Source organism: Pseudomonas sp. FSL W5-0299, assembly GCF_005930655.1.
GTDB classification, from domain to species: Bacteria; Pseudomonadota; Gammaproteobacteria; order Pseudomonadales; family Pseudomonadaceae; genus Aquipseudomonas; species Aquipseudomonas mandelii.
In genome coordinates this window covers 18567-40366 of sequence record NZ_RXHX01000034.1, presented here as the reverse complement: position 1 = coordinate 40366, position 21800 = coordinate 18567, and the positions used below count along the sequence as shown (strand labels likewise).

The following is a 21800-nucleotide window of genomic DNA, read 5'->3' as shown; positions in this document are numbered from 1 at the left end:
CGGTTGAGTGCGTTGTGAAGCATGCCCTTAATCAGCCGCTGCTTTAATCGCTTGAGCAACATCAACAAATAGCCCGTCTGCATCGGGTATCTTGGCGTGACTTTGCGCCCAGAGGATTCGCCATGCCTTCTACCCCCACCGAAGTGGACGTCGCAATTATCGGCGGTGGCCAGTCCGCACTCGCCGTGGCTTACTTTCTGCGCCGAACAGGGCGTTCGTTTGTGATTATTGATGCCGAAGCCGGGCCGGGCGGCGCCTGGCGGCACGGCTGGCATTCCCTGCGACTGTTTTCACCCTCGACCTGGAGCTCCATCGCCGGCTGGATGATGCCGCCGGTCACGGACGGCTACCCAAGCCGCGACAACGTCCTCGATTACCTGCGCGAGTATGAGCAACGCTACCAATTCCCTACCGCGCGGCCCTATTGGGTGAACGCTATTGAACGCCGGGATAATCGGCTGCTCGTCAAGACCGATAGCCTTAGCTGGCTGGCCCGCACGGTGGTTAGCGCGACGGGCACTTGGCGCCATCCCTTCCTGCCTCACTACCCCGGCAGTGAAACCTTTACCGGCCAGCAAGTGCATTCGGCCCACTACGTCGACGCCAAGCCGTTTGCCGGCAAAAAAGTCCTGGTGGTGGGCGGCGGCAACTCCGGTGCCCAGATCCTCGCTGAAGTCTCGCAAGTGGCCGACGCCACCTGGGTCACGCCGCAGCCGCCACAGTTTCTCGCCGATGACGTCGATGGCCGAGTGCTGTTCGAACGCGCCACCGAACGCTGGAAAGCCCAACTCGCCGGCACCGTCATTGAACAACCGGTCGGTGGCTTGGGCGATATCGTGATGGTGCCGCCCGTCGTCGAAGCCCGGGAGCGCGGTGTATTGCACGCGGTCCGGCCGTTTCTGCGCTTTACCGACACCGGCGTGGAGTGGGCCGACGGCTCGCAAACGCCGGTCGACGCGGTGATCTGGTGCACAGGTTTCCGCCCTGCCCTCGGCTATCTGGGATCACTGGGCGTGTGCACCGCCGATGGGCGCGTGGCCGTCGAAGGCACGCATTCCATTCGAGAGCCGCGCCTGTGGCTGGTGGGCTATGGCGACTGGACCGGCGCCGCTTCCGCGACACTGATTGGCGTCACGCGCACAGCACGCAGCACCGTGGAAGAAATCGACAGATTTTTAACCGAACATTGAATCCAGGGGTGATCGCCGCGATGGGGCGATTCATCCCCCCCTGGGTCCTTCGTCAATAACTCGCCGACGCCGGCAAAACTGTTTCCCCTGTCTCTGACTTAAATCAAAGACGGGCAGCCCGTTCACGCCGACATTTAGAGCCAGTATTCGCACCAGCGCATTCGCGGTGAGTGCAGAGGACTCTCGTCTCGTCTCGTGGAGGCTGACATGGCTACCCAACTGCAAGGCACTCAACCGATCATCCCACCGACGGTCCCCCATCCGTTGGCGGGCAGCTTGCGAAAGGTCGAGCCCAAACGACTTTCCCTGAGTTTGCTGATCGCGCTGGTGGTCGGTTCGATGATCGGCAGCGGTATTTTCAGTCTGCCGCAGAACATGGCGGCCAGTGCCGGAGCCGGGGCGATTCTGATTGGCTGGCTGATTACCGGCGTCGGCATGCTGTCCCTGGCCCTGGTCTACCAGACCTTGTCCAACCGCCAGCCGGCCTTGGACAACGGCGTGTTTGCCTATGCCCGCGCCCTGGGCGGCGAATTCCTCGGCTTCAATTCCGCCTGGGGCTACTGGATCAGCGCCTGGATCGGCAACGTCAGTTACCTGGTGATTCTGTTCGCGGCGCTGAGCTACTTCTTCCCGCTGTTTGGTGAAGGCAATAACAAAGCGGCCATTGCCGGAGCGTCCGTGGTGCTGTGGTCGTTGCACTGGATGATCCTCAGGGGCATGCGCACCGCGGCGCGGGCCAACGCGTTGACGACGATCGCCAAAATTGTGCCGTTGCTGCTGTTTATCGGTTTGGTGATCGCGGCCTTTCAGAAAGAAACCTTCTCGGTCGACTTCTGGGGCTCGTCGGCACTGGGCAGCACGCTTGATCAAGTCAAAAGCACCATGCTGGTCACCGTGTGGGTGTTCATCGGGATCGAGGGCGCCAACGTGTTTTCCGCCCGAGCCGCAGAACGGGCCAACGTCGGTCGTGCCACGGTCATCGGTTTTGTCATCACCCTGTTGCTGCTGATCGCGGTGTCCCTGTTGTCGCTGGGCATTCTCAGACAGCCAGAACTGGCGGCGCTGAAAAACCCGTCGATGGCGGGCGTGCTTGAGGCGGCGGCCGGGCCATGGGGCGCGGTGTTGATCAGCATCGGCTTGATCATTTCGGTGGGCGGTGCCCTGCTCGCCTGGACGCTGCTGGCAGCCGAATCGGTGTTCACACCGGCCAAGGAAAACGTCATGCCGGGGACACTCGCCGTGGAGAACACCCAAGGCGTGCCGGCCCATGCGCTGTGGATCACCAACGGCTGCATTCAACTGTTCCTGTTGCTGACGCTGTATTCGAGCGCCACTTACCTCGCGCTGATTTCCCTGGCCACGTCGATGATTCTGCTGCCGTACCTGTTCAGCGGTCTGTACGCGCTGAAATTGACCTGGCAGGGCCAGACCTACGCCGGTCACAGGGGCCTGCAACTGCGCGACATGGCCATCGCCCTGGTCGCCACGCTGTATTGCACATGGCTGCTGTATGCCGCCGGGCCTAAATACATGCTGCTCAGCGCGTTGCTTTACGCCCCCGGCTCGTTGATTTACCTGGTCACGATGAAGTCTCGCCAGGGCCAACCGCTCAGCGGCCCTGAAACCGGGCTGTTAATCATCATCTGGACGGCGGCCGCCTTTGCCGGGTGGATGCTGTGGTCCGGGACGCTGGCCTTGTAACGCAAGGGACTGCTGAGTGTTTTCCGGGTGGAGTGCGGCGAGGGATGTTCAGTCCACCCTTCAATCCCAAGAGGAGTATTGAAAATGAGCAATTCCGTGAAAAAAATGCCGATAAAGACTGAGGAAAAAGGGAATCAGCCCTCCGTCACGACAGACCTTTGGAGACCTCTGGAAAAACTCCGGCAGCAGGTCGATCAACTGTTCTCAGACTTTGGTCACGGCCGGGGGCTATCCCCCTTCAGTCGTGGGCTGTTCGATGTCGAGCCTTTATGGTCGCAGGAGTTGACGGTCCCCAGCCTGCCGGCCGTGGACATCACCGAGAAAGACAAAAGCTACGAAATCACCGCCGAACTGCCCGGCATGGATCAGAAAAACATTGAGATCAAACTGTCCAACGGCAGCCTGATCATCAAAGGGGAAAAGAAAGAAGACAAGGAGGAAAAACGCAAAGGCTATCACCTCAGTGAGCGCCATTACGGCTCCTTCGAACGGGTGTTCAGCTTGCCCAAAGGCGTCGATGCCGAGAAGATCGACGCGAGTTTCAGCAAAGGCGTGCTGAGCATCTCTCTGCCGAAAAAGCCTGACGCGATGAAAGCGGACAAAGTCGTGCCGATCAAGGGCGAGTAAGTCCCGAGCAGCCCTCGCCCCCTGGCCGGAAAACCGGCCAGGGGGCTTTTTTATCAGGACGATGAACTTGAAGACGGATCGATGGGCGTGAGCTCGACGCTGTCACGGTATTCCGGCACCGAAACCGACCAGCCCAGCTCCAGGCTGATGCGCCGGCGCAAGACATCCGAGGCATTGGGCTCGCCGTGCACCACATAGGTGTGTTTCGGCGGCCGCTTGAACCCGCGCAACCACTCGATGATCTCGTCGGCGTCAGCGTGCGCCGACAGGGTTTCCATCGGCACCACCTCGGCCCGGATTGGCACCTCCTTGCCGTGGATACGCACCGAAGGCGCACCGGCGATGATCTGCGCACCGCGGGTGCCGCCGGCCTGAAAGCCCGGGATCAGCAGGGTATTGAGCGGATTGGGCGCCAGTGCCTTGAGGTGGTGCAGCACCCGTCCTCCGGTCGCCATGCCGCTGGCTGCGATGATCACTGCCGGGGTGCGTTGCTGATCCAACTCGATCGAGTCACGGGTCGCCCGCACAAAATGCGTGCCCTGGCACATGCCTTCGCAGTCCTCCAGCGACAACCGGTGCTCACTGCGAAAACGCTGATACAAGCGCGTGACATCCGTCGCCATGGGGCTGTTGAGGTAGATCGGCAGGTCCGGGATCGCGTGCTGCTGTTTGAGTCGGTACAAGTGATACATCAACAATTGCGCTCGCCCGACCGCAAACGAGGGCACCAGGGTGATGCCATGGCGCAACGCGGTGCGGGTGATGACCTCGGCCAGTTGCTTCTCCGGCGACTCTTCAGGGTGCCGACGGTCACCGTAGGTCGACTCTATGAGCAGGTAATCGGTCTGTTCGATGGTTTCCGGGGCGAACATCAACGGATCGTTCGGCCGCCCCAGGTCCCCGGAACACACCAGCGTGATGCCATCGGCGACGATTTCAACGGTCGCGGCGCCCAGGATATGCCCGGCCCCGCGCAACAGAATACTGAGCCCCGGAACAATCGTGACCCGGTGATGCAACTCAACCGGATGCAACAGCTTCAGTGCGCGTTCGGCGTCCTGCTCGGTATAAAGCGGCAACGCCGGGGCGTGTTTTGAAAAGCCGTGTCGATTGGCGAATTCGGCCTCTTCTTCCTGCAAGCGACCACTGTCTCGCAGCAGGATTTTGACCAGTTCACAGGTGGCGGGCGTGGCATACACCGGGCCGCGATAACCATTGCGCGCCAGCACCGGCAAGTAGCCGCTGTGATCCAGATGGGCATGGGTCAGCACGATGGCCTGGAGGTCGCGAACCGGCAGCTGGAAAGGGTCCCAGTTGTGCAAGCGCAGTTGCTTGTAGCCCTGGAACAAACCGCAATCGATCAGCACATGTTGATCGCGATGCTCCAGCAAGTACTTGCTGCCCGTGACGGTGCCCGCAGCACCAAGAAATGTCATTCGCATGGCCGTCTCCTTGAACATTCATGGAAGCGCTATTGATCGCTCCTTTCGGCTCAAGGGCTGTTGATTTTTATCAACTGTGGCGCAACGGGTAGCCGTTCAGTCGAGCCAGGGGCGTGGCTTGACGAACATCAAACTGCACGGTGCGCGGTTCAATACGCTCTCGGCGGTACTGCCGATGAACCGGTCAACCCCATGGCTATAGGCCGTCCCCAGCACCACCATGTCGAATGCGTGCCGTTTGGCGAACAGCCCGATGACTTTGTGCGGAATGCCGGTCAGCAGGTGTCGGTGTTGTCTGTCGATGCCATAGCGTTCGGCAAGCGCCTCGAAGGCCTCCTCCTGGGCATCGTTGACCGCATCTCTGAGGCTGTCATTCAGACTCAGCGTCGGCACACTCATCGTTGCGTCGCCCACCACCGACCAGCTGCTGACGTTGAGCAGTTGCAAGGTTGAGCCACAGGAGGCCGCCAGCGTCGAGGCCAGGTCGAGAATCCGGTCGTTGAGACCCTGCGTCAGTTCCTCCAGATGGGACAGATCGATGACCGCAAGAATGTTCAACGGCTTGGGATTCCTGGCCTCGGTGACCAAATGCAAATGGGACGGGCAGTCGCGCAGCAACAGCCAGTCCAGTGGCCGATGGAACGCGCGGTCGAGTGCCGGTACATGGTGGGTGTCCTTGATCACCAGGTCCGGATGGAAATCGTTGACGTACTCAAGCACGTTCGACCGGCTGGATTTGGCCCAGACCACTTCAGTGGTCACTTGCAACCCGATGCACCGCTGGAACCGGGCCTGCTGCTCCAGCCAGTGACGGTGCACTTGCAAATAGCCTTCCCGCGCCTGAGCCATCGCATCGTGGTCAAACAGTCCGGCAACGGCCAGCACCTGCACATAGTCGAAGGCAACGATGTGCAGCAAGGCACCGGTGGCACAGGCCAGTGCATGTGCGCGGTCGAATGCCGGGGTGCGGACCATCTCGGAAGGGGCAATCAATAAGATACGTTTGATATTCAGCATCACCTACCTCGTCCTGGGATCGACCTATTGCCTTACCGCAAACCCGATTCCTGTCGGCGTTTGTGCAGCTCTACAGACTGATGGCGGCTGGAAAGCTGTTGTTTGAGTATCAGGCGTTATCCCGTGGTGGCTCTGATCTTTGTCAACTAATGGAAGGCTTTCGGCGGGCGTCCCCATCGACTTCGGGCGCACAGAAGCATTGTTGATTTAACTCAATGATTTTTTGTCGCTCAGGCGTAGAAAACACTGACCAGACTCACGGTTGCGCCATCCCCGCCGCGGCCCCTTCTCTGAGCCACGTCCATGAAAAAAACCCACCAATGGAACCTGTCTTACTTCGCCATCGCGTTTGTCGTGCTGACCCTCGTTCAGTTTTTGTTTATCGAACGGCGTGTGGTGCAGAGCATTCCGTACAGTCAGTTCCTGCAACTGCTGAGCGAACAGAAAGTCAGCGATTTGCGGATCGAGAAAGACCAGATCAGCGGCAAGCTTCAAGAGCCCATCGACGGACGCCTGCAGTTCTCGACGGTGCGGGTCGATCCAGCACTGGCGAGCGACCTCGCGCATTCAGGTGTCGGCTTTACCGGCATCAATGAAAATACTTTCCTGAGCGGCCTGCTGGGCTGGCTGTTGCCCTTTGTGCTGATTATGGTGGTCTGGCATTTCCTGTTTCGCGGGCTGGCGGAAAAACAAGGCATGGGCGGGCTGATGAGCATTGGCAAGTCCCGCGCCAAAGTGTTCGTCCAGCGCGATACCGGGGTGACCTTCGCCGATGTCGCCGGCATCGATGAAGCCAAGGCCGAACTGGTGGAAATCGTTTCATTCCTCAAGGACAAGGCCAAATACTCACGCCTGGGTGCGCACATTCCCAAGGGTACGTTGCTGGTCGGCCCGCCCGGCACTGGCAAGACGCTGGTGGCTAAAGCGATCGCCGGTGAAGCCGGTGTGCCGTTCTTCTCGATCTCGGGGTCTGAGTTCGTCGAAATGTTCGTCGGCGTCGGCGCCGCCCGCGTGCACGACTTGTTCGAACAGGCTCGGGAAGCGGCGCCCTGTATCATTTTCATCGACGAACTGGATGCCTTGGGCAAAATGCGTGGCGTCGGTGCATTTGGCGGCAATGATGAAAAAGAGCAAACCCTCAATCAATTACTTGCCGAATTGGACGGATTCGACCCGCGTGAAGGCGTCGTTCTACTTGCCGCAACCAATCGCCCGGAAATTCTCGACCCCGCCCTGCTGCGAGCGGGTCGGATCGATCGCCAGCTGCTGATCGATCGCCCAGACCGCAAAGGCCGTCAGGCCATCCTCAAGGTTCATCTTCAAAAAATCGTCGTGGAGCCCACGCTGGACAGCGAGCAGATTGCCGACATCACCACGGGCTTCACGGGCGCTGACCTGGCCAACCTGGTCAACGAAGCGGCCATCGTCGCTACGCGTCGCGGCGCTGACGCGGTCAATCTTGCAGACTTCACCGCAGCGGTGGAACGCATTGTCGCCGGGGTCGAGCGCAAGAGCAGCGTGTTGCGTGCCGACGAGCGTCAGGTGGTGGCCTATCACGAGATGGGGCATGCCCTGGCCGCCAGCAGTCTGCCGGCCATGGACCCCGTGCATAAAGTCTCGATTGTGCCCCGGGCCATTGGCTCGCTGGGCTATACACTGCAACGCCCCACTGAAGATCACTTCCTCATCAGCTGCCAGATGCTCAAGGACCGGATTGCCGTGCTGATGGCCGGTCGAGCCGCCGAATTCCTGGCGTATGGCCAGATCTCCACCGGCGCGGCCGACGACCTGGCCCGCGCCACCGATATTGCTCGTCAATTGCTCACCCGGTTTGGCATGAGCGCCGAACTGGGTCTGGCGGTGCTGGAGCGAAAAACGGCCACCTACCTTGGCGACAGCATGCAGGGCGTCAGTGAGAAAGACTATTCGGAACAAACCGCCAGGGAGATCGACCTGGGCATCCGTGCCCTGCTCGACGAAGCCTATACCCGGGCCAAGGCGTTGCTGCAGAGCCGCCGCACCGATCTGGACGCCGGGGCCCGTCTCTTGCTGGAGAAAGAAACCTTGACCCCTGAAGAGTTCCCCCCGCTTCAGCCCATGAAGCCGGTCCTGACACTCCCCCTCGCCGTGACACTGCGCGATCGCTAGAGGTTCGCCATGCTGGCAGTCACGCTGATCAATACACTGGTGGTGATCATCGTCGTGGTCATCCATTACGAATGCCTGTTACGGCTGAACGACTGGCTGCCCCGCCTGAGACTCTGGAGCCGCTTCAGGATCGTCGTCGGGGTATTCGGTGCCCTGTTTGCCCACGCAACAGAAGTCTGGTGCTTCGCACTGGTCTATTACCTGATGGTGCGTTCCGGCGAATGGGGCACCTTGACGGGTAACTTCGATGGCTCGTTCATGGACTGCGTGTACTTTTCCTTCACCACCTACACGACCATCGGCTTCGGCGATATTTCACCGGTGGGCAACCTCAAATACCTGACCGGCCTGCAAGCCTTGACCGGTCTGGTGCTGATCACCTGGACGGCGTCCTTCCTGTTTCTTGAAATGCAGAAGTACTGGAAGCGCAAATAGCCGGCCCGAAGGCACGCAGCCCCCCGGGGCCTCTAGACCGCCAGCACGTTGCACGGCACCTGATACAAAATGTGCTCGGTGGTGCTGCCCAGGAGCTTGTCGACGCCGGAGGACTGGACCTTGCCCATCACGATCACATCCACCTCGTGTTCGTGGGCAAATTCACTCAACGCCTTGACCGGATGGCCGGACACCAGGTGACGACGATCCGCAGGCACACCGTATTGGCCGGCGAGTTTCACGAAGGCTTGCTGCAGGTCCTTGCGCAGTGCTTTGGTCAGGTCCGCCAGGGTCAATCCATCCATGTCCGCCAGAAAGGCCGCCGAAATGTCACAGGCGTACAGCAAATGCAATTCGGCATCGCACTGGATGGCGAGGCTGTTGGCCTGCCTGATGATGCGGTCGTTCAGCGTATTGTCGGGGGACTCGGTGTCGGACACTTCCACCGCGGCCACGATCTTGCGCGGCCAGCCGTCGCCGCGCCCGCCCACCAGATACACCGGCATCGGACAGTGGCGCAGCAAGTACCAATCCAGCGGGGTGAAAAAGGCGCGCTTGAGCGCTGACTCGTGCTGCACCTGCTTGATCAACAGGTCGGGCTGCATTTCCGTGACGTGATCGAGGATGTCTTGCTCCATATCCTCGGCCCAGGCCACCTCCGTGGTCGCATCGATGCCCTCGCAACGCAGCGTCTCGGCCTGCACCTGGAGCCAATCACGATGGTCTTGCAGGTAGCGCTGACGGGCCTGTTCCCGATCACCTTCCTCCAGCAGCGACAACAATTTGAACGAAGGAATGAAGGCGGCGATATGCAGGCTCGCGCCGCTGGCCCTGGCCAATGCCGCCGCGTGTTTGATCGCCGGGGAATGGCGCAGGGCCGGGTTGATGATGAGTAACAAGCGTTGATACTGGCTCATGATGTGACTCCCGTCAGGTGAACATTCGACACGCACCGCGGCGCGGCAAGACTCAGGGATTTGCCGGCGTCCATTGCCAGTTCAGCACCTCGGGCATGTCTTGCCCGTGTTCGATGAGGTAGAGCTTGTGTCGCTCCATCGTCGACCAGTAGCGCGACCGCTCGGTTTGCAGCTGATCGCGCAGCCGCGGCACCCGCTCGACGACGTCCAGCGCCAGTTGATACCGATCCAGATTGTTGATTACCGCCATGTCGAACGGGGTGGTGGTCGCGCCCTCCTCCTTGAAGCCCCGGACGTGGAAATTGTCATGATTGGTGCGTTTGTAGAGCAGGCGGTGGATCAGCGCGGGATAACCGTGGAAGGCGAAAATCACCGGTTTGTCGACGGTGAACAGCTCATCAAACGCCGAGTCCGACATCCCGTGGGGATGCTGATAGGACGGCTGCAACACCATCAAGTCGACCACATTGACCACCCTCACCCGCAAGTCCGGCACGTACTCGCGCAACAGCGTCACGGCGGCCAGGGTTTCGAGGGTCGGCACATCGCCGGCGCAGGCCATGACCACGTCGGGGTCGTCATCGTTCTGGCTGGCCCACCCCCAGCGACCAATGCCCGCCTGGCAATGGCAAATGGCGGCATCGATGTCCAGCCACTGCCATTCCGGTTGTTTGCCGGCGACGATGACGTTGATGTAATTGCAGCTCTTGAGGCAATGGTCAGCCACCGACAACAGGCAATTGGCGTCGGGAGGCAGGTAGATGCGCACCACGTCCGATTTTTTGTTCGCCACCAGATCGATGAACCCGGGGTCCTGATGGGAGAAGCCGTTATGGTCCTGACGCCAGACATGGGAGGTCAGCAAATAATTGAGCGAAGCAATCGGTTTGCGCCACGGCACTTCGCTGGCGGTTTTCAACCATTTGGCGTGCTGATTGACCATCGAATCGACGATATGGATGAACGCCTCGTAACAGGACAGCAGACCATGTCGCCCGGTCAGCAGATAGCCTTCGAGCCAGCCCTCGCACACCTGTTCGCTGAGGATTTCCATGACCCGGCCATCGGCGGCCAAATGGTTGTCGTCCGCCTCCAGTGGCGCCATCCATGTCTTGGCGCTGACCTCATAGACCGCGTCCAGCCGGTTCGAGGCGGTTTCATCCGGGCCGAACAGGCGAAAGTTGTTCGAGGCCAGGCTGTTTTTCATCACGTCGCGCAAAAACGTGCCCAAGACGCGCGTGGCCTCGGCGCGCAGGCTGCCGGGAGCCTCGAGTTTCACCGCGTAGTCGGCAAATCGCGGCAGGTCCAGCGGTCGCAACAACGCGCCGCCGTTGCCATGGGGATTGGCACTCATGCGCCGATGCCCGGTCGGTGCCAGCGCCGCGATGTCGGGCAACAACGCACCATTGGCATCAAATAGCTCATCGGGACGGTAACTGTGGAGCCATTCCTCCAGTTGCCGCAGATGGATCGGTTGCTGGAAATCGGCCAAGGGCACCTGATGCGCACGGCAGGTGCCTTCGACACGATGGCCATCGACGAATTTCGGCCCGGTCCAGCCTTTGGGGGTGCGCAACACCAACATCGGCCAAAGCGGCCGCTCTGGCGCCTCCGATGACCGAAGCTGGCGTGCTTCGCGCTGAATCTCGCGGATTTTCAGCACCATCGTGTCCAGCGTCCGGGCCAGGGCCTGATGCACCTGCGCCGGCTCATCACCTTCAACGAAATACGGGTCGTAGCCATAGCCATACATCAGCGCCGACAGCTCATCCTCGCTGATTCGGGCCAGCACCGTGGGGTTCGCGATTTTGTAACCATTGAGGTGCAGGATCGGCAATACCGCCCCGTCACGCGCCGGGTTGAGAAACTTGTTGGAGTGCCAGCTCGCCGCCAGCGTGCCGGTTTCGGCTTCACCGTCGCCAATCACGCAGGCGACGATCAAATCGGGATTATCGAACGCCGCGCCATAGGCGTGGGCCAGGCTGTAACCGAGTTCGCCGCCTTCATGGATCGAGCCCGGAATCTGCGCCGACACATGGCTGGAGATTCCGTAAGGCCAGGAAAACTGCCGGAAAAGACGAACCAGGCCGTTGGTGTCGCGCTCCACCGAGGGATAACACTCGGTATAGGTGCCTTCCAGATAGGTCTGAGCCACCACGGCGGGGCCGCCGTGACCAGGGCCTGCGACGAACAGCATGTTCAAGTAGTACTGTTTGATCAGCCGGTTGAGGTGCGTATAGATCAGGTTCAGCCCCGGCGTTGTGCCCCAGTGACCGAGCAAACGCGGCTTGATGTGCGCCAGGGTCAAAGGCTGGTGCAGCAGCGGGTTGTCCTTGAGGTAGATCTGCCCGACGGCCAGGTAATTGGATGCCCGCCAATAGGCGTCCAGCCCCTCCAGTTGCTCATCACTGAGGAAATCGCTCATGAAGTTCTCCTTAAAAGATCCGACCGGCCGGCAATCCTTGACCAATTCTGGGAGTCTGGAACGTTCAAGACTTGATTTACATCAAGTATTACCGTCGGCGCTCAAGTTGAAGGGCGTTGAAATGCCATGAAAATCAAACCGTAAGGGACGGTTTTCCCCGTTCGTCGATTACCCCGTCAAACATTCGAATGAACCCTCCCCCCGATGGCTCACCAACTATGCTTAAACGACTCCCAGACGGCGTTCCTCTCATGCCTGAAATTCGTCCGCTGCAAGTTCATCACCTCAAGTCTGCGTGTTCCAGCTGCAGTGTGTTGGAGTTGTGCCTGCCGATTGGACTGTCCGGAGCGGAGGTCGAACGGCTGGACATGCTGATCGTGCAACGCTTCAAGGTCAAAAAGGGCGCGGCGCTGTACCGCACCGGCGACCCTCTGCGTTCGCTTTACGCAGTGCGTATCGGCTCATTCAAGACCTGCGTGGTGTCCGTCGATGGCCGTGAACAAGTCACCGGGTTTCACATACCCGGCGAAATGCTCGGTCTGGATGCCATCAGTGCCGATGCGCACGCTTGCACGGCGTTTGCCCTGGAGGACAGCGAAGTCTGCCCCATTCACTTTGCGCAGCTGGAAAAACTGGCGCAAACCCTGCCGTCGTTGCAGCACAACCTCAACCGGCTGCTGAGCCGCGAAATCGTGCGCGATCACAGCATGCTGATGTTGATGGGCAACATGAACTCTGATGAGCGCCTGGCGGCTTTTCTGCTGAACCTGTCCCAACGGTTCAGCATCCGTGGCTATTCATCCAAGGAGTTCGTGCTGAAAATGCGTCGCGAAGAAATCGGCTCCTATCTTGGGCTACGCCTGGAAACCATTTGCCGGGGCATTGCGCACCTGCGGGACCAGGGGCTGGTGGAAATCGCCGGCCGCGACGTCAAGATCCTGGACATGGAAGGGCTTAAGCAAATGATTGCCGGCTGTCATCGCCAACCTCGCTGATTTCGCCCGCCTGGAGCTTTGTCATGCGCGCCATGGTTCTGTCTGTCCCCGGCCAACCGTTGCAATTGCAAGAACGCCCCATCCCGATACCCGGCCCACATCAGTTGCTGCTTAAAGTGCTCGCCTGCGGCGTGTGCCGCACCGACCTGCACCTGGTGGACGGTGAATTGCCGCAAGCCGTGCTGCCACGGGTACCCGGCCATGAAATCGTCGGCGAAGTCACGGCGGTGGGCAGCGAGGTCGCGCCCGACTGGATCGGCCGGCGGGTAGGCGTTCCGTGGCTGGGCTGGACCTGCGGTGAATGCGCGTTCTGTACTTCGGGCCGGGAAAACCTTTGCGACCACGCGCAGTTCACCGGTTGTCACCTGGACGGCGGTTATGCCGAGTACACCGTGGCCGACCAGCGTTTCTGTTTCCCCATTCCCGAGGTGCTCTCGGACCTCCAGGCCGCGCCATTGCTGTGTGCCGGGCTGATCGGCTTTCGCGCGTTGCAAATGGCCAAGGGCGCTCGGCACCTGGGCCTTTATGGCTTCGGGGCCGCCGCGCATCTGGCGATTCAAGTGGCGCGGGGCCGGGGTCAACGGGTATCGGCCTTCACTCGACCTGAGGACAGCGAAGGCCAGGCCTATGCCCGGTCACTGGGCGCCGAGTGGGCCGGTCCATCGGACCAGCCTCCGCCGCACCTGCTCGATGCCAGCCTGATTTTCGCCCCCGTCGGTGCGCTGGTGCCGCTGGCACTGGCCGTCACTGCCAAGGGCGGCTGCGTGATTTGCGCCGGTATTCACATGAGCGACATCCCCGCGTTCCCTTATCGGCTGCTGTGGGGCGAACGCAGCGTGCGTTCGGTGGCCAACCTGACCCGTGAAGACGGCACCGCGTTTTTCGAAGAACTCCAACACACGCCAGTGCATTGCGACGTCACCCGTTTTGCCCTGGAAGACGCCAACCAGGCGCTCGCCTGTTTGCGGGCCGGGCAGTTCAAGGGAGCCATCGTGCTCACCCCCTGACGTTCGACCTGACGGCCAGAATGCTGCCCGGCACCGAGTACAGCGCCCGCTCGGTGTTACTGCCGATCAACCGGTCGATCCCCACTCTGTGCTCCGTGCCCATCACCACCACATCCGCCAGGTAGTGCTCGACGAATTCACTGATCACCGGCACGGGCAGGCCCATCACGAAATGCCGCCGCTCTGGCGGTACACCGTAGCGATCCGCCAGGGCGACAAAGGCCTGGTGCAAGGATTGGCGCAGCTCCTCGATTAAATCCACGTCCCAGCCACCGCTGGCCAACGGCGCATCGCCGTTGAACGCCGGTGACAAGTCGTAGGCGTAAAGCAGGTGCAGCGGAGCGTCGCATTGCAGGGCCAGGGCGTTCGCGGTCTGGATGATCGTGTCATTCAAGCCATTGATTTGCGTCGACGGGTCGAACGGGTCCACCGCCGCCACGACCCGGTGCGGCAAGCCGTAACGCGCCTGGTTGACCAAGTGCACGGGCACCGAGCACTCGCGCAGCAAGTGACAATCGAGCGGTGTGATGAACACCCGTTTGAGCAACGGCTCGAAGGTGACATCCTTGATCAGCAGATCCGGCTTGAAATCTTCGACCGTTCGCAGAATATCCAGCAGCGGATGGGTGGTGAACACCACCTCGACCGTTGCGTCCAGCCCCATCTCGTTGAGCCGTTCGACTTCATCGGCGGCCCAGCGACGGTAGCGGCGCAAATAGCCCTGATAGCGTGCGTCGTCGATTTTGTCTTCCCACACATGCACCACCGGCGCCGGCTCGACAAAGGCCCGCACCGCCAGTTCGGCCCCGCTCGCCCTGGCCAGCGCGACGGCCCGCAACATGGCGGGGGACTGATGCAGGGTTTGGTCGGCGATCAGCAACAAACGTTGGTATTGGCCCATCACACACCTCGGCTCGACACCGGTCATCAAACGCCGGCAAGTGTCCAAGACTGCGCTCCTCGCCCCCTCCTCCCGCTTGATTTACATCAAACATGAGCCAATCAACGCCTGCCGTCGCGACTCTCTGATCCAGATCAGATTCAGGCGTCGCCAACGGCGTAGAAAGGAAGTCACCGAACGGCTCGTCATCGTGCCGCCCACCTTTCAAACCGGATGGAGGAACACCCCATGCTGACTGTCAAAGACCACAATGACCGAGCCGCTGCGGCCTATGCCGCCGTCACCGGCAAATACTGGATCGAAGCGCTCAAGGACGGGCGTCATGTGCTGATCCGGCCACTGGCGGAAAAAGACCGCGAACGTGAACGCGCGTTTATCAAGCGCCTGTCGCCCGAGTCCCGGCATATGCGCTTTCTCGCACAGATCAACGAACCCGGCACGGCGATGCTCGACCAGCTGATGGACACCGATAACAAACAGCGCACGGCTTTCATTGCGCTGGTCCACGAAAATGGCCAACTGATCGAGATCGGTGTCAGCCGCTATGCCGCTACGGGGGAACATGAATGTGAATGCGCCGTGACCGTCGCCGATGAATGGATGCACCTGGGCCTGGGCACCTTGTTGATGGAGCATTTGATCAAAGCCGCGCGCAAGAACGGTTTCCGCCAGATGTATTCGGTGGACGCCGCCAGCAACACGCCGATGCGTGACCTGGCCAAAGCGCTGGGTTTCGAAACACACAACGATCCTGATGACACGCGTCAGGTCATTCACCGTCTAGCCCTGTAAAAAATCGTCCCGCGATGTTCAGGCCAACGGTTCATCGCGGGACGATCCAGCCTTCAGGATTGTAAAACCCGGCCCGGCTTGATGGCCAATACGCTGCAAGGCGCCCGATGCAACAGTTGCTCAGCCGTGGTCCCCAACAGCTTGTTCAGCCCCTTGTGCTGCACCGTCCCCATCACGATGACATCGGTGCGGTGCTCAGCAGCAAAATCACAAATGCTCGTCAGCGGCACGCCCTCGATGAAATGGCGATTTTGCGGCGCTACCCCGTGGCGTTCGGCAATCGCCGCAAACGCTTCGTGCTGGGCGCTGCCCAGGGTTTCATAAATCCCGACGGCCAATGGCAGCGCGCCAAAGCCAATGTCCTGGGCATACACGGCCGTCCAGTCATACACATGCACCAGCTCAAGGGTTGCACCACACACGGAGGCCAGCTTCGCTGCGGCGTCGATGATCTGGTCGTTGAACACGTGGTCCTGGTCCTCGCTGCGCAACACATCGATGATGGCCAGCACGTTGTGCGGCTTAGGGTTGACGGCGTTGGTCACCAGGTGCACCGGCACCGGGCAATCGCGCAACAACTGCCAGTCCAGCGGCGTGAAAAACACGCGCTTCAAGGCTGACTCTTCCTGCGCATCCTTGATGATCAACGCTAAGGACATCTCGTTGACGAAATGCAGGATCTCCTCATACGGATGCTGCACCCAGACCACCTCGCTGGTGACCTCGACGCCGTGCTTTCTCATCAGCGCGGCTTGCTCGGCGAGCCATTCCCGATGGGTTTGCAAATACCCGTCACGGGCCAGGCTGATCTGTTCGGGGGCGAACAACCCCGCCACCGCCAGGGCCTGCAAATAATCGAAGGCGACGATGTGCAAGGGCATCTGCATGGCCAGCGACAACGCGGCGGCACGGTCGAAGGCCGGCGTGTGGGTCATGTTTTGGGGAGCGATTAACAGTAAACGCTGAGTCTGCGACATGGGGCACCTCGGCACGTGGTCGTATCAATGGAATGAACAGGTCTTCAGAGTGAGCGTTCCTGCTTCGGGCAACTTGATCTTTATCAGCTATAACGCGCGTTTTTGATGCCCGTTGCGTCCGTAAAAGTTGATTTTGATCAACAGATTCCCGGCCCCTTCCTCTTAGCCTGAATCAAGGCCTGATGCGTCCAGGGCTACATGGGAGGGGGCAATGATCGAATATGACCAGCAGGTGTTGGCAAGAGCATGGGACGCTGCGACTAACCCGGTGTTGATCACCGAGCGCACGGGGTGCATCGTCTGGATCAATAATGCGTTCTGTCGCTTGAGCGGCTATTCCAAGCCGGAGCTGGTGGGGAAAACCCCGCACCTGCTGTCTTCCGGTCGACAAAGTTCTACCTTCTACCGAGACCTGTGGCTGACGATTCTGGCGGGCCTGCCCTGGCAGGGCGAAATGGTCGAGCGACGCAAGGACGGCGCCAGCTGCACGGTCAATCAGATCATCACCCCCGTGCTCGACCCTCATGGCGTGGTGACGCATTTCATCGCCATACTGCACAATTTCAAGGTCACGGATGAAGAACGCGCCAACATGCAGCAACTGGCGTTCCATGACGCCCTGACTGGATTGCCCAACCGCAGTCTGTTTCTGAACCTGCTCAATCAGGCGATCAACCACGCCACCAAACACCAGCAGCCACTGGCGTTAATGTTTATCGACCTGGACCACTTCAAATCGGTCAACGACACGTTGGGACACGCCTGTGGCGACAAGCTGCTGGTGGCCGTCGCCGAGCGCCTGGGCCAGTCCGTGCGCAGGTCTGACGTGGTCGCTCGCTTGAGTGGCGACGAGTTCGCAATCCTGATCACGTGCATGGAACAAGCCGACCAGCTTGAAGCCCTGGCCAACAAGCTGATCGCCGCGATCGGTGAGCCGTTCATGATCGATGCGCACCGCATCAACACGGCCATCAGCATCGGGATCAGCCTGTTTCCTGCCAATGGCGCGAGTGTCGAAGACCTGCTCGAACAGGCTGACGGGGCCATGTACCTGGCCAAGCGAGCCGGTGGTAACGCCTGCCGCTTCAAACGACTGTCGCCCGATGACTAGATCGCAAACAGGGCCTCAGAGCAACCAGAGGCCCGCCCACATCGCCAGTGTCAGCAACACCTGGCCGGGCACCACATACACGGCGAACCGGCGCCCGCCGCTGACCCAGGCCACGACGCATTTGCTCAGGGAATTGCTGCTGACCGCGAGCAGCACAGGCGCGGCAATGACATCAAACGGCAACAACCCGGACTTGGCCAGGGCCGCAATCGAGGCCGTCGAGGCATGCGCATCGGCGAACCCGGTAAAGACCGCCGTCAGCATCACCCCCACCTCGCCGAAGTAGTTGAGCATCATCGACGACAGAAAAGTAATACCGGTCATGGCCAGCGCGACCACCACGGCCAGCTTGAGGTTGAAGGCCCCACCGACCTTGATCGGCTGGCTGGGGCCGGCCACAGGCTTGTGAAACATCAGACCCAGGCCATAGAGCGCGGTGGCGATGGTCCCGCACAACAGCGGTCCCCACACGTGACGCAGCAGATCGGGTTCAACCGCCCCCAGGATCAGGCCGACCTGCGTGAAGGTGGCCAGGTTGGAGAAAATCGCCGCCGCGCCGAGGATCTTGATGTGGCCGGGCTCCGCGCTGACCCGATGCCCCATCGTGGCGATGGTCACAGTGCTGGAGGCAAACCCGGAGGCGATGGCACTGAGCGCATAGCCGTAACGGCTGCCGAGCGTTCGCACGGCAATATGGCCCACTGCGCCTATCGCCATCAGCAGCACGGTCAAGGCGCAAATGGTTCGCAGGTTGATCGCCGAATAGGGGCCGATGAAGCGGTCCGGCGCCAACGGCAATACCACCAGCACCGCCACCAGCAGCACCAGTGCGTCGCGCATTTCCGCCTCGGTCAATTGACTGCGCGCAAAGTGATGCAATTTCTGCCGATACGCCAGCAACCCCGCCATCGCCACACCGATGGCCGTGGCCAGCGCCGGCGCGGTAACGCACAACCCGCCCAGCACCAACACCGTGAACAAGGCCACTTCGCTGGTCACGCCCGGGTCATCGCTCAGGCTGCGCCAGTACGCCACCGTGACCAGCAACGCCACACAGGTGGCCATGATCCCCAACAGCAAGCCGCCGCCCACTTGCATCGCGCCATACCCCAGCAACGCGGTAATCGCGAACGTGCGCAAACCGGCACAGGCACGGCTGTCCCCTCGCCCCTTGTGCCGTTCGCGTTCAAGGCCGATGAGCATGCCGATCCCCAGCGCAGCCGCCGCGCCGGTCATGCCGCCGAGGGTTTCATTCATTGGACTCTCAATCCGGCCAGGCCGGGGGGATCTGCATTCAGTTGACGCCAGCGTGCGCCAAACCCTTCATGCCCAGGTTGATCATGATCAACCTCTCCGAGTATGGCCCAGGCAACCAAACGTCGGCCGCCCTCGCGCCGACACGCGCAGGTTTGACAAAGATCAAGCGGCCCATCCTCACCACCGCCACTATGGACTTCAGGTAAACGCTCCAGCCAACCCTCGCGGCCACTTCAGGCCTGCGTCTGTGTGAAGACCCAAGGGAGAATTGTCATGACCGAACAAGCACGCTTCATGCTCATTGCCTCGCCCCTGATGGAAAACAGCCCCGCGTTCGACCGGGCCGCCGCGCTGGCCAAGGCGCAAGACGCGGCGCTGCATATCGTCGCGTTCGATTTCCTGGAAGGCCTGGCCACCGCCAGCCTGGTCAACCGGGACGCTCTGGAGCAGATGCGCCTGGGGTACGTCGAGCGCCACCGCCAGTGGCTGGAAGATCAGGCCCGGCCCTTGCGCAAGATCGGCGTGACCGTCACCACGGAAGTGGTCTGGGTCGAACGTCCATTGCAGGAAATCCTGATCCACCTCAAAGAGCAGCCGATGACTCTGGTGATCAAGGCGCTGCAACACGAATCGCTGCTGTCACGGATGATGTTCACGCCGCTGGACATCCACCTGCTGCGCGAATGCCCGGTGCCGCTGCATTTTGTCAGCAACGTGCAACACGCCTTGCCGCGCCGGATCGTCGCGGCCGTCGACCCGTTCCATCGCGATGGCCAATACGAAGGCTTCAATGACCGCATCCTGCATGAGGCGGTGAAGCTGGGCACGGCCTGCAACGCCCAGGTCGACGTGGTGTACGCCTATGACCTGTCGTCCATCGGCGCCGATGAGTTCGGTTTCGGCGACGCCACCAAATTCTTCTCCTCGACCAAGGCCAAAACCCTGTTCGACGCCCAAGGTGAAGCCTTCAACGCGCTGGCCGAACGCAACGGCATTCCGCCGGAACAGCGGCACATGGTGATGGGCAACCCGGCCAAAGTCCTGTCCAGTTATGCCGATGCCTACAACGTCGACGTGATCGTCATGGGCCGGGTTGGCCACCGCGGCATCGGGCGGCTGATCGGCAGCACAGTGGAACACCTGTTGTACAAAATGCCGTGCAGCGTGTGGGTGGTATCGCCGGAAGTCATCGAGGAATAAGCAACGACCGCGCGCCATCCAAAAAAATGGGCCGCCGTTTGCACGGCAGCCCATTTTTTATGGCGCGGCGCTACACCAACCGCTCGATCGCCTGATGCTTCCAGACCTTTTTGTAATACGCCGTCTGCAACACCAGCATGCCCAGGTACGCCACGGGAAAGGCCATCCACACGCCCTGCAACCCAAACTGCCCGTCCAGCACATACGCCACCGGCAACTGCACGCCGACCACGCAGAAAATCGAAATCGCCATTGGCACCAGCACCGAACCGCTGGCGCGCATGATGCCGCCGACAATCGCCTGGAAGCCAAACACCAACAGGCTCCAGAGCATGATGTGCAACAGATGCTCCGCCATCGCCCGGGTCGAATCCTCGGTGAGAAACAACCCCAGCAACCAGTGCGACAGCAAATACCCCAACACCACCAGACCACCGGTCAGGCACACATTGATCAACAGCCCCGTGCGCAAAATCGGCCCCATGCGCTCAAGCCGCCCTGCCCCGATCGCCTGAGCGCCAAGGATCGACGCGGTGATCGCAATCGACAACGCCGGAAACTGCACGTAATTGACGATCTGCGTCACCGCCCCATACGCCGCCGTCGCCTGTGAACCGTGCCGATTCACCAGCGCCAGAATCACCAACTCCGACACCGACAACACCACCATCTGCAACCCGGTCGGCAAACCGATGCGCAACACCTTGCCGAGAATCACCAGGTCCAGGCGCATCGCCGCAAACATCTCCCGATCCGGCGCCAACGGATGCCCCTTGCGAATCAAGCGCCACGCCAACCAGCCCATCGCCGACAAATTCCCCGCCAGCCCCGCATACGCTGCACTCTGAATCCCCATCATCGGCAACCCGAACCACCCCCGAATCAACGCCGGCGTCAGCGCCAACCCGATACACGTCGACACCACCAACGCAATCAACGGCGACACCGTATCGCTGACCCCGCGCAGCAGCTGAGTGGACAGCACGTAGACCAGCAGCGACGGCATGATCCACATCATCACGTGGGCGTAAGACACCGCATCGTCAATCACGTCGGCCGGTGTGCCGAGGCCTTGCAGGGCGGGCCGTGCGAAGACGCTGCCCAAAATCGCCACTACCAGTCCGATCATTGCGCCCAGGAGCAACGTGGTGCCGGCGATGGTTTTCACCAAGTGCGGCTCGCGCGCGCCCCAGGCTTGGCCGATGAGCACGCCAGCACCTGCCCCGAGGCCAATGACCAGGGCGATGAAGAAGAAGACGATGGGGAACATGCCCGACACGGCGGCCAGGGCCTGGGTGCCGAGCATTTGGCCGATGTAGATGCTGTTGATGGTGCCCGACATGGATTGGAGGAAATTGGAGAGGACCATGGGGGCGAGGAAAAGGAGGTAGGTTTTCCAGAGGGGATGTTGAGGGGCTGGGGTTTGCATTGAGGGTCCGTCTCGGGGTGGGCGCGGTTTGGGAATTCTACGCTAGGGGGCTGGGCGTCACCTGTTCGATTTCGTGGATTTGGACAGTGCGAGTAAATGTCCACTTTCGGCCCAGAGTGTGTAAAAACGCTTCGTCAAAATTGAAGTTTGCGCGTCTATGCGAAATCTGAGAATTATCAGCTGCTCAGCCGATCTGGATTTTGCGTAGAAACGCGATTTTCAGTCCAAT

18 protein-coding genes are annotated in these 21800 nt (G+C 60.7%); 10 read left to right on the top strand and 8 right to left on the bottom strand.

Annotated elements, in window-relative coordinates; genetic code table 11:
• Window positions 1-122 precede the first annotated feature (122 nt).
• From FHL16_RS27505 to FHL16_RS27495, 3 genes are all read left to right on the top strand, one after another.
• Entirely contained in the window at window positions 123-1190 is a 1068-nt protein-coding gene (locus FHL16_RS27505) for an ArsO family NAD(P)H-dependent flavin-containing monooxygenase (RefSeq protein ID WP_077749860.1), read from the top strand.
• Between the two features lie 207 nt (window positions 1191-1397).
• Window positions 1398-2891 (top strand): arginine-ornithine antiporter, encoded by a 1494-nt coding sequence (gene arcD / locus FHL16_RS27500; protein WP_077749859.1) that lies wholly within the window; start codon window positions 1398-1400, stop codon window positions 2889-2891.
• Between the two features lie 84 nt (window positions 2892-2975).
• Window positions 2976-3518 carry an Hsp20/alpha crystallin family protein gene (locus FHL16_RS27495; protein ID WP_010459321.1) on the top strand — a complete coding sequence of 181 codons (543 nt, stop codon included), beginning with the start codon at window positions 2976-2978 and terminating at the stop codon, window positions 3516-3518.
• 53 nt (window positions 3519-3571) lie between these two features.
• On the opposite strand, the gene FHL16_RS27490 is transcribed toward FHL16_RS27495, so the two are convergent.
• A complete protein-coding gene (locus FHL16_RS27490; RefSeq protein ID WP_169857274.1) occupies window positions 3572-4960 on the bottom strand; it encodes an MBL fold metallo-hydrolase RNA specificity domain-containing protein in 1389 nt (462 codons plus the stop codon).
• Window positions 4961-5056: 96 nt separating this feature from the next.
• Entirely contained in the window at window positions 5057-5977 is a 921-nt protein-coding gene (locus tag FHL16_RS27485; protein WP_077749858.1) for a universal stress protein, read from the bottom strand.
• A 303-nt stretch (window positions 5978-6280) separates the two neighbouring features.
• Between FHL16_RS27485 and ftsH the strand changes: the two genes are divergently transcribed.
• Both ftsH and FHL16_RS27475 read left to right on the top strand, forming a co-directional pair.
• On the top strand, window positions 6281-8125 hold the full coding sequence (gene ftsH, locus FHL16_RS27480; RefSeq protein WP_010459316.1) for an ATP-dependent zinc metalloprotease FtsH: 1845 nt from the start codon (window positions 6281-6283) through the stop codon (window positions 8123-8125).
• A gap of 9 nt (window positions 8126-8134) precedes the next feature.
• Window positions 8135-8560 (top strand): potassium channel family protein, encoded by a 426-nt coding sequence (locus FHL16_RS27475; RefSeq protein WP_010459314.1) that lies wholly within the window; start codon window positions 8135-8137, stop codon window positions 8558-8560.
• A gap of 32 nt (window positions 8561-8592) precedes the next feature.
• On the opposite strand, the gene FHL16_RS27470 is transcribed toward FHL16_RS27475, so the two are convergent.
• Both FHL16_RS27470 and FHL16_RS27465 read right to left on the bottom strand, forming a co-directional pair.
• Window positions 8593-9477, bottom strand: coding sequence for a universal stress protein (locus FHL16_RS27470; protein ID WP_077749857.1), 885 nt, complete (start codon window positions 9475-9477; stop codon window positions 8593-8595).
• 52 nt (window positions 9478-9529) lie between these two features.
• Window positions 9530-11902 carry a phosphoketolase family protein gene (locus FHL16_RS27465; protein ID WP_077749856.1) on the bottom strand — a complete coding sequence of 791 codons (2373 nt, stop codon included), beginning with the start codon at window positions 11900-11902 and terminating at the stop codon, window positions 9530-9532.
• Window positions 11903-12153: 251 nt separating this feature from the next.
• Here FHL16_RS27465 and fnr point away from each other — a divergent pair, with 251 nt between their 5' ends.
• Both fnr and FHL16_RS27455 read left to right on the top strand, forming a co-directional pair.
• Window positions 12154-12897: a fumarate/nitrate reduction transcriptional regulator Fnr gene (gene fnr, locus FHL16_RS27460; RefSeq protein WP_077749855.1), complete on the top strand. Its 744-nt coding sequence runs from the start codon at window positions 12154-12156 to the stop codon at window positions 12895-12897.
• Window positions 12898-12920: 23 nt separating this feature from the next.
• Window positions 12921-13904, top strand: a complete 984-nt coding sequence (locus tag FHL16_RS27455; RefSeq protein ID WP_010459309.1) for a zinc-dependent alcohol dehydrogenase family protein — start codon at window positions 12921-12923, stop codon at window positions 13902-13904.
• On the opposite strand, the gene FHL16_RS27450 is transcribed toward FHL16_RS27455, so the two are convergent.
• A complete protein-coding gene (locus FHL16_RS27450; protein WP_010459308.1) occupies window positions 13894-14805 on the bottom strand; it encodes a universal stress protein in 912 nt (303 codons plus the stop codon). The genes FHL16_RS27455 and FHL16_RS27450 overlap by 11 nt on opposite strands.
• Before the next feature lie 228 nt (window positions 14806-15033).
• Here FHL16_RS27450 and FHL16_RS27445 point away from each other — a divergent pair, with 228 nt between their 5' ends.
• Window positions 15034-15597 (top strand): GNAT family N-acetyltransferase, encoded by a 564-nt coding sequence (locus FHL16_RS27445; RefSeq protein WP_077749854.1) that lies wholly within the window; start codon window positions 15034-15036, stop codon window positions 15595-15597.
• A 53-nt stretch (window positions 15598-15650) separates the two neighbouring features.
• On the opposite strand, the gene FHL16_RS27440 is transcribed toward FHL16_RS27445, so the two are convergent.
• Window positions 15651-16574 (bottom strand): universal stress protein, encoded by a 924-nt coding sequence (locus FHL16_RS27440; protein ID WP_010459306.1) that lies wholly within the window; start codon window positions 16572-16574, stop codon window positions 15651-15653.
• Window positions 16575-16785: 211 nt separating this feature from the next.
• On the opposite strand from FHL16_RS27440, the gene FHL16_RS27435 reads away from it, so the two are divergent.
• Window positions 16786-17685 carry a diguanylate cyclase domain-containing protein gene (locus tag FHL16_RS27435; RefSeq protein WP_077749853.1) on the top strand — a complete coding sequence of 300 codons (900 nt, stop codon included), beginning with the start codon at window positions 16786-16788 and terminating at the stop codon, window positions 17683-17685.
• Window positions 17686-17700: 15 nt separating this feature from the next.
• Here FHL16_RS27435 and FHL16_RS27430 read toward each other — a convergent pair whose 3' ends face one another.
• Window positions 17701-18942: an MgtC/SapB family protein gene (locus FHL16_RS27430; protein ID WP_077749852.1), complete on the bottom strand. Its 1242-nt coding sequence runs from the start codon at window positions 18940-18942 to the stop codon at window positions 17701-17703.
• A 273-nt stretch (window positions 18943-19215) separates the two neighbouring features.
• On the opposite strand from FHL16_RS27430, the gene FHL16_RS27425 reads away from it, so the two are divergent.
• Entirely contained in the window at window positions 19216-20142 is a 927-nt protein-coding gene (locus tag FHL16_RS27425; protein ID WP_077749851.1) for a universal stress protein, read from the top strand.
• 70 nt (window positions 20143-20212) lie between these two features.
• Here the strand turns inward: FHL16_RS27425 and FHL16_RS27420 are convergent, their stop codons facing one another.
• Window positions 20213-21571 (bottom strand): MATE family efflux transporter, encoded by a 1359-nt coding sequence (locus FHL16_RS27420; RefSeq protein ID WP_077749850.1) that lies wholly within the window; start codon window positions 21569-21571, stop codon window positions 20213-20215.
• Between the last annotated feature and the right edge of the window lie 229 nt (window positions 21572-21800).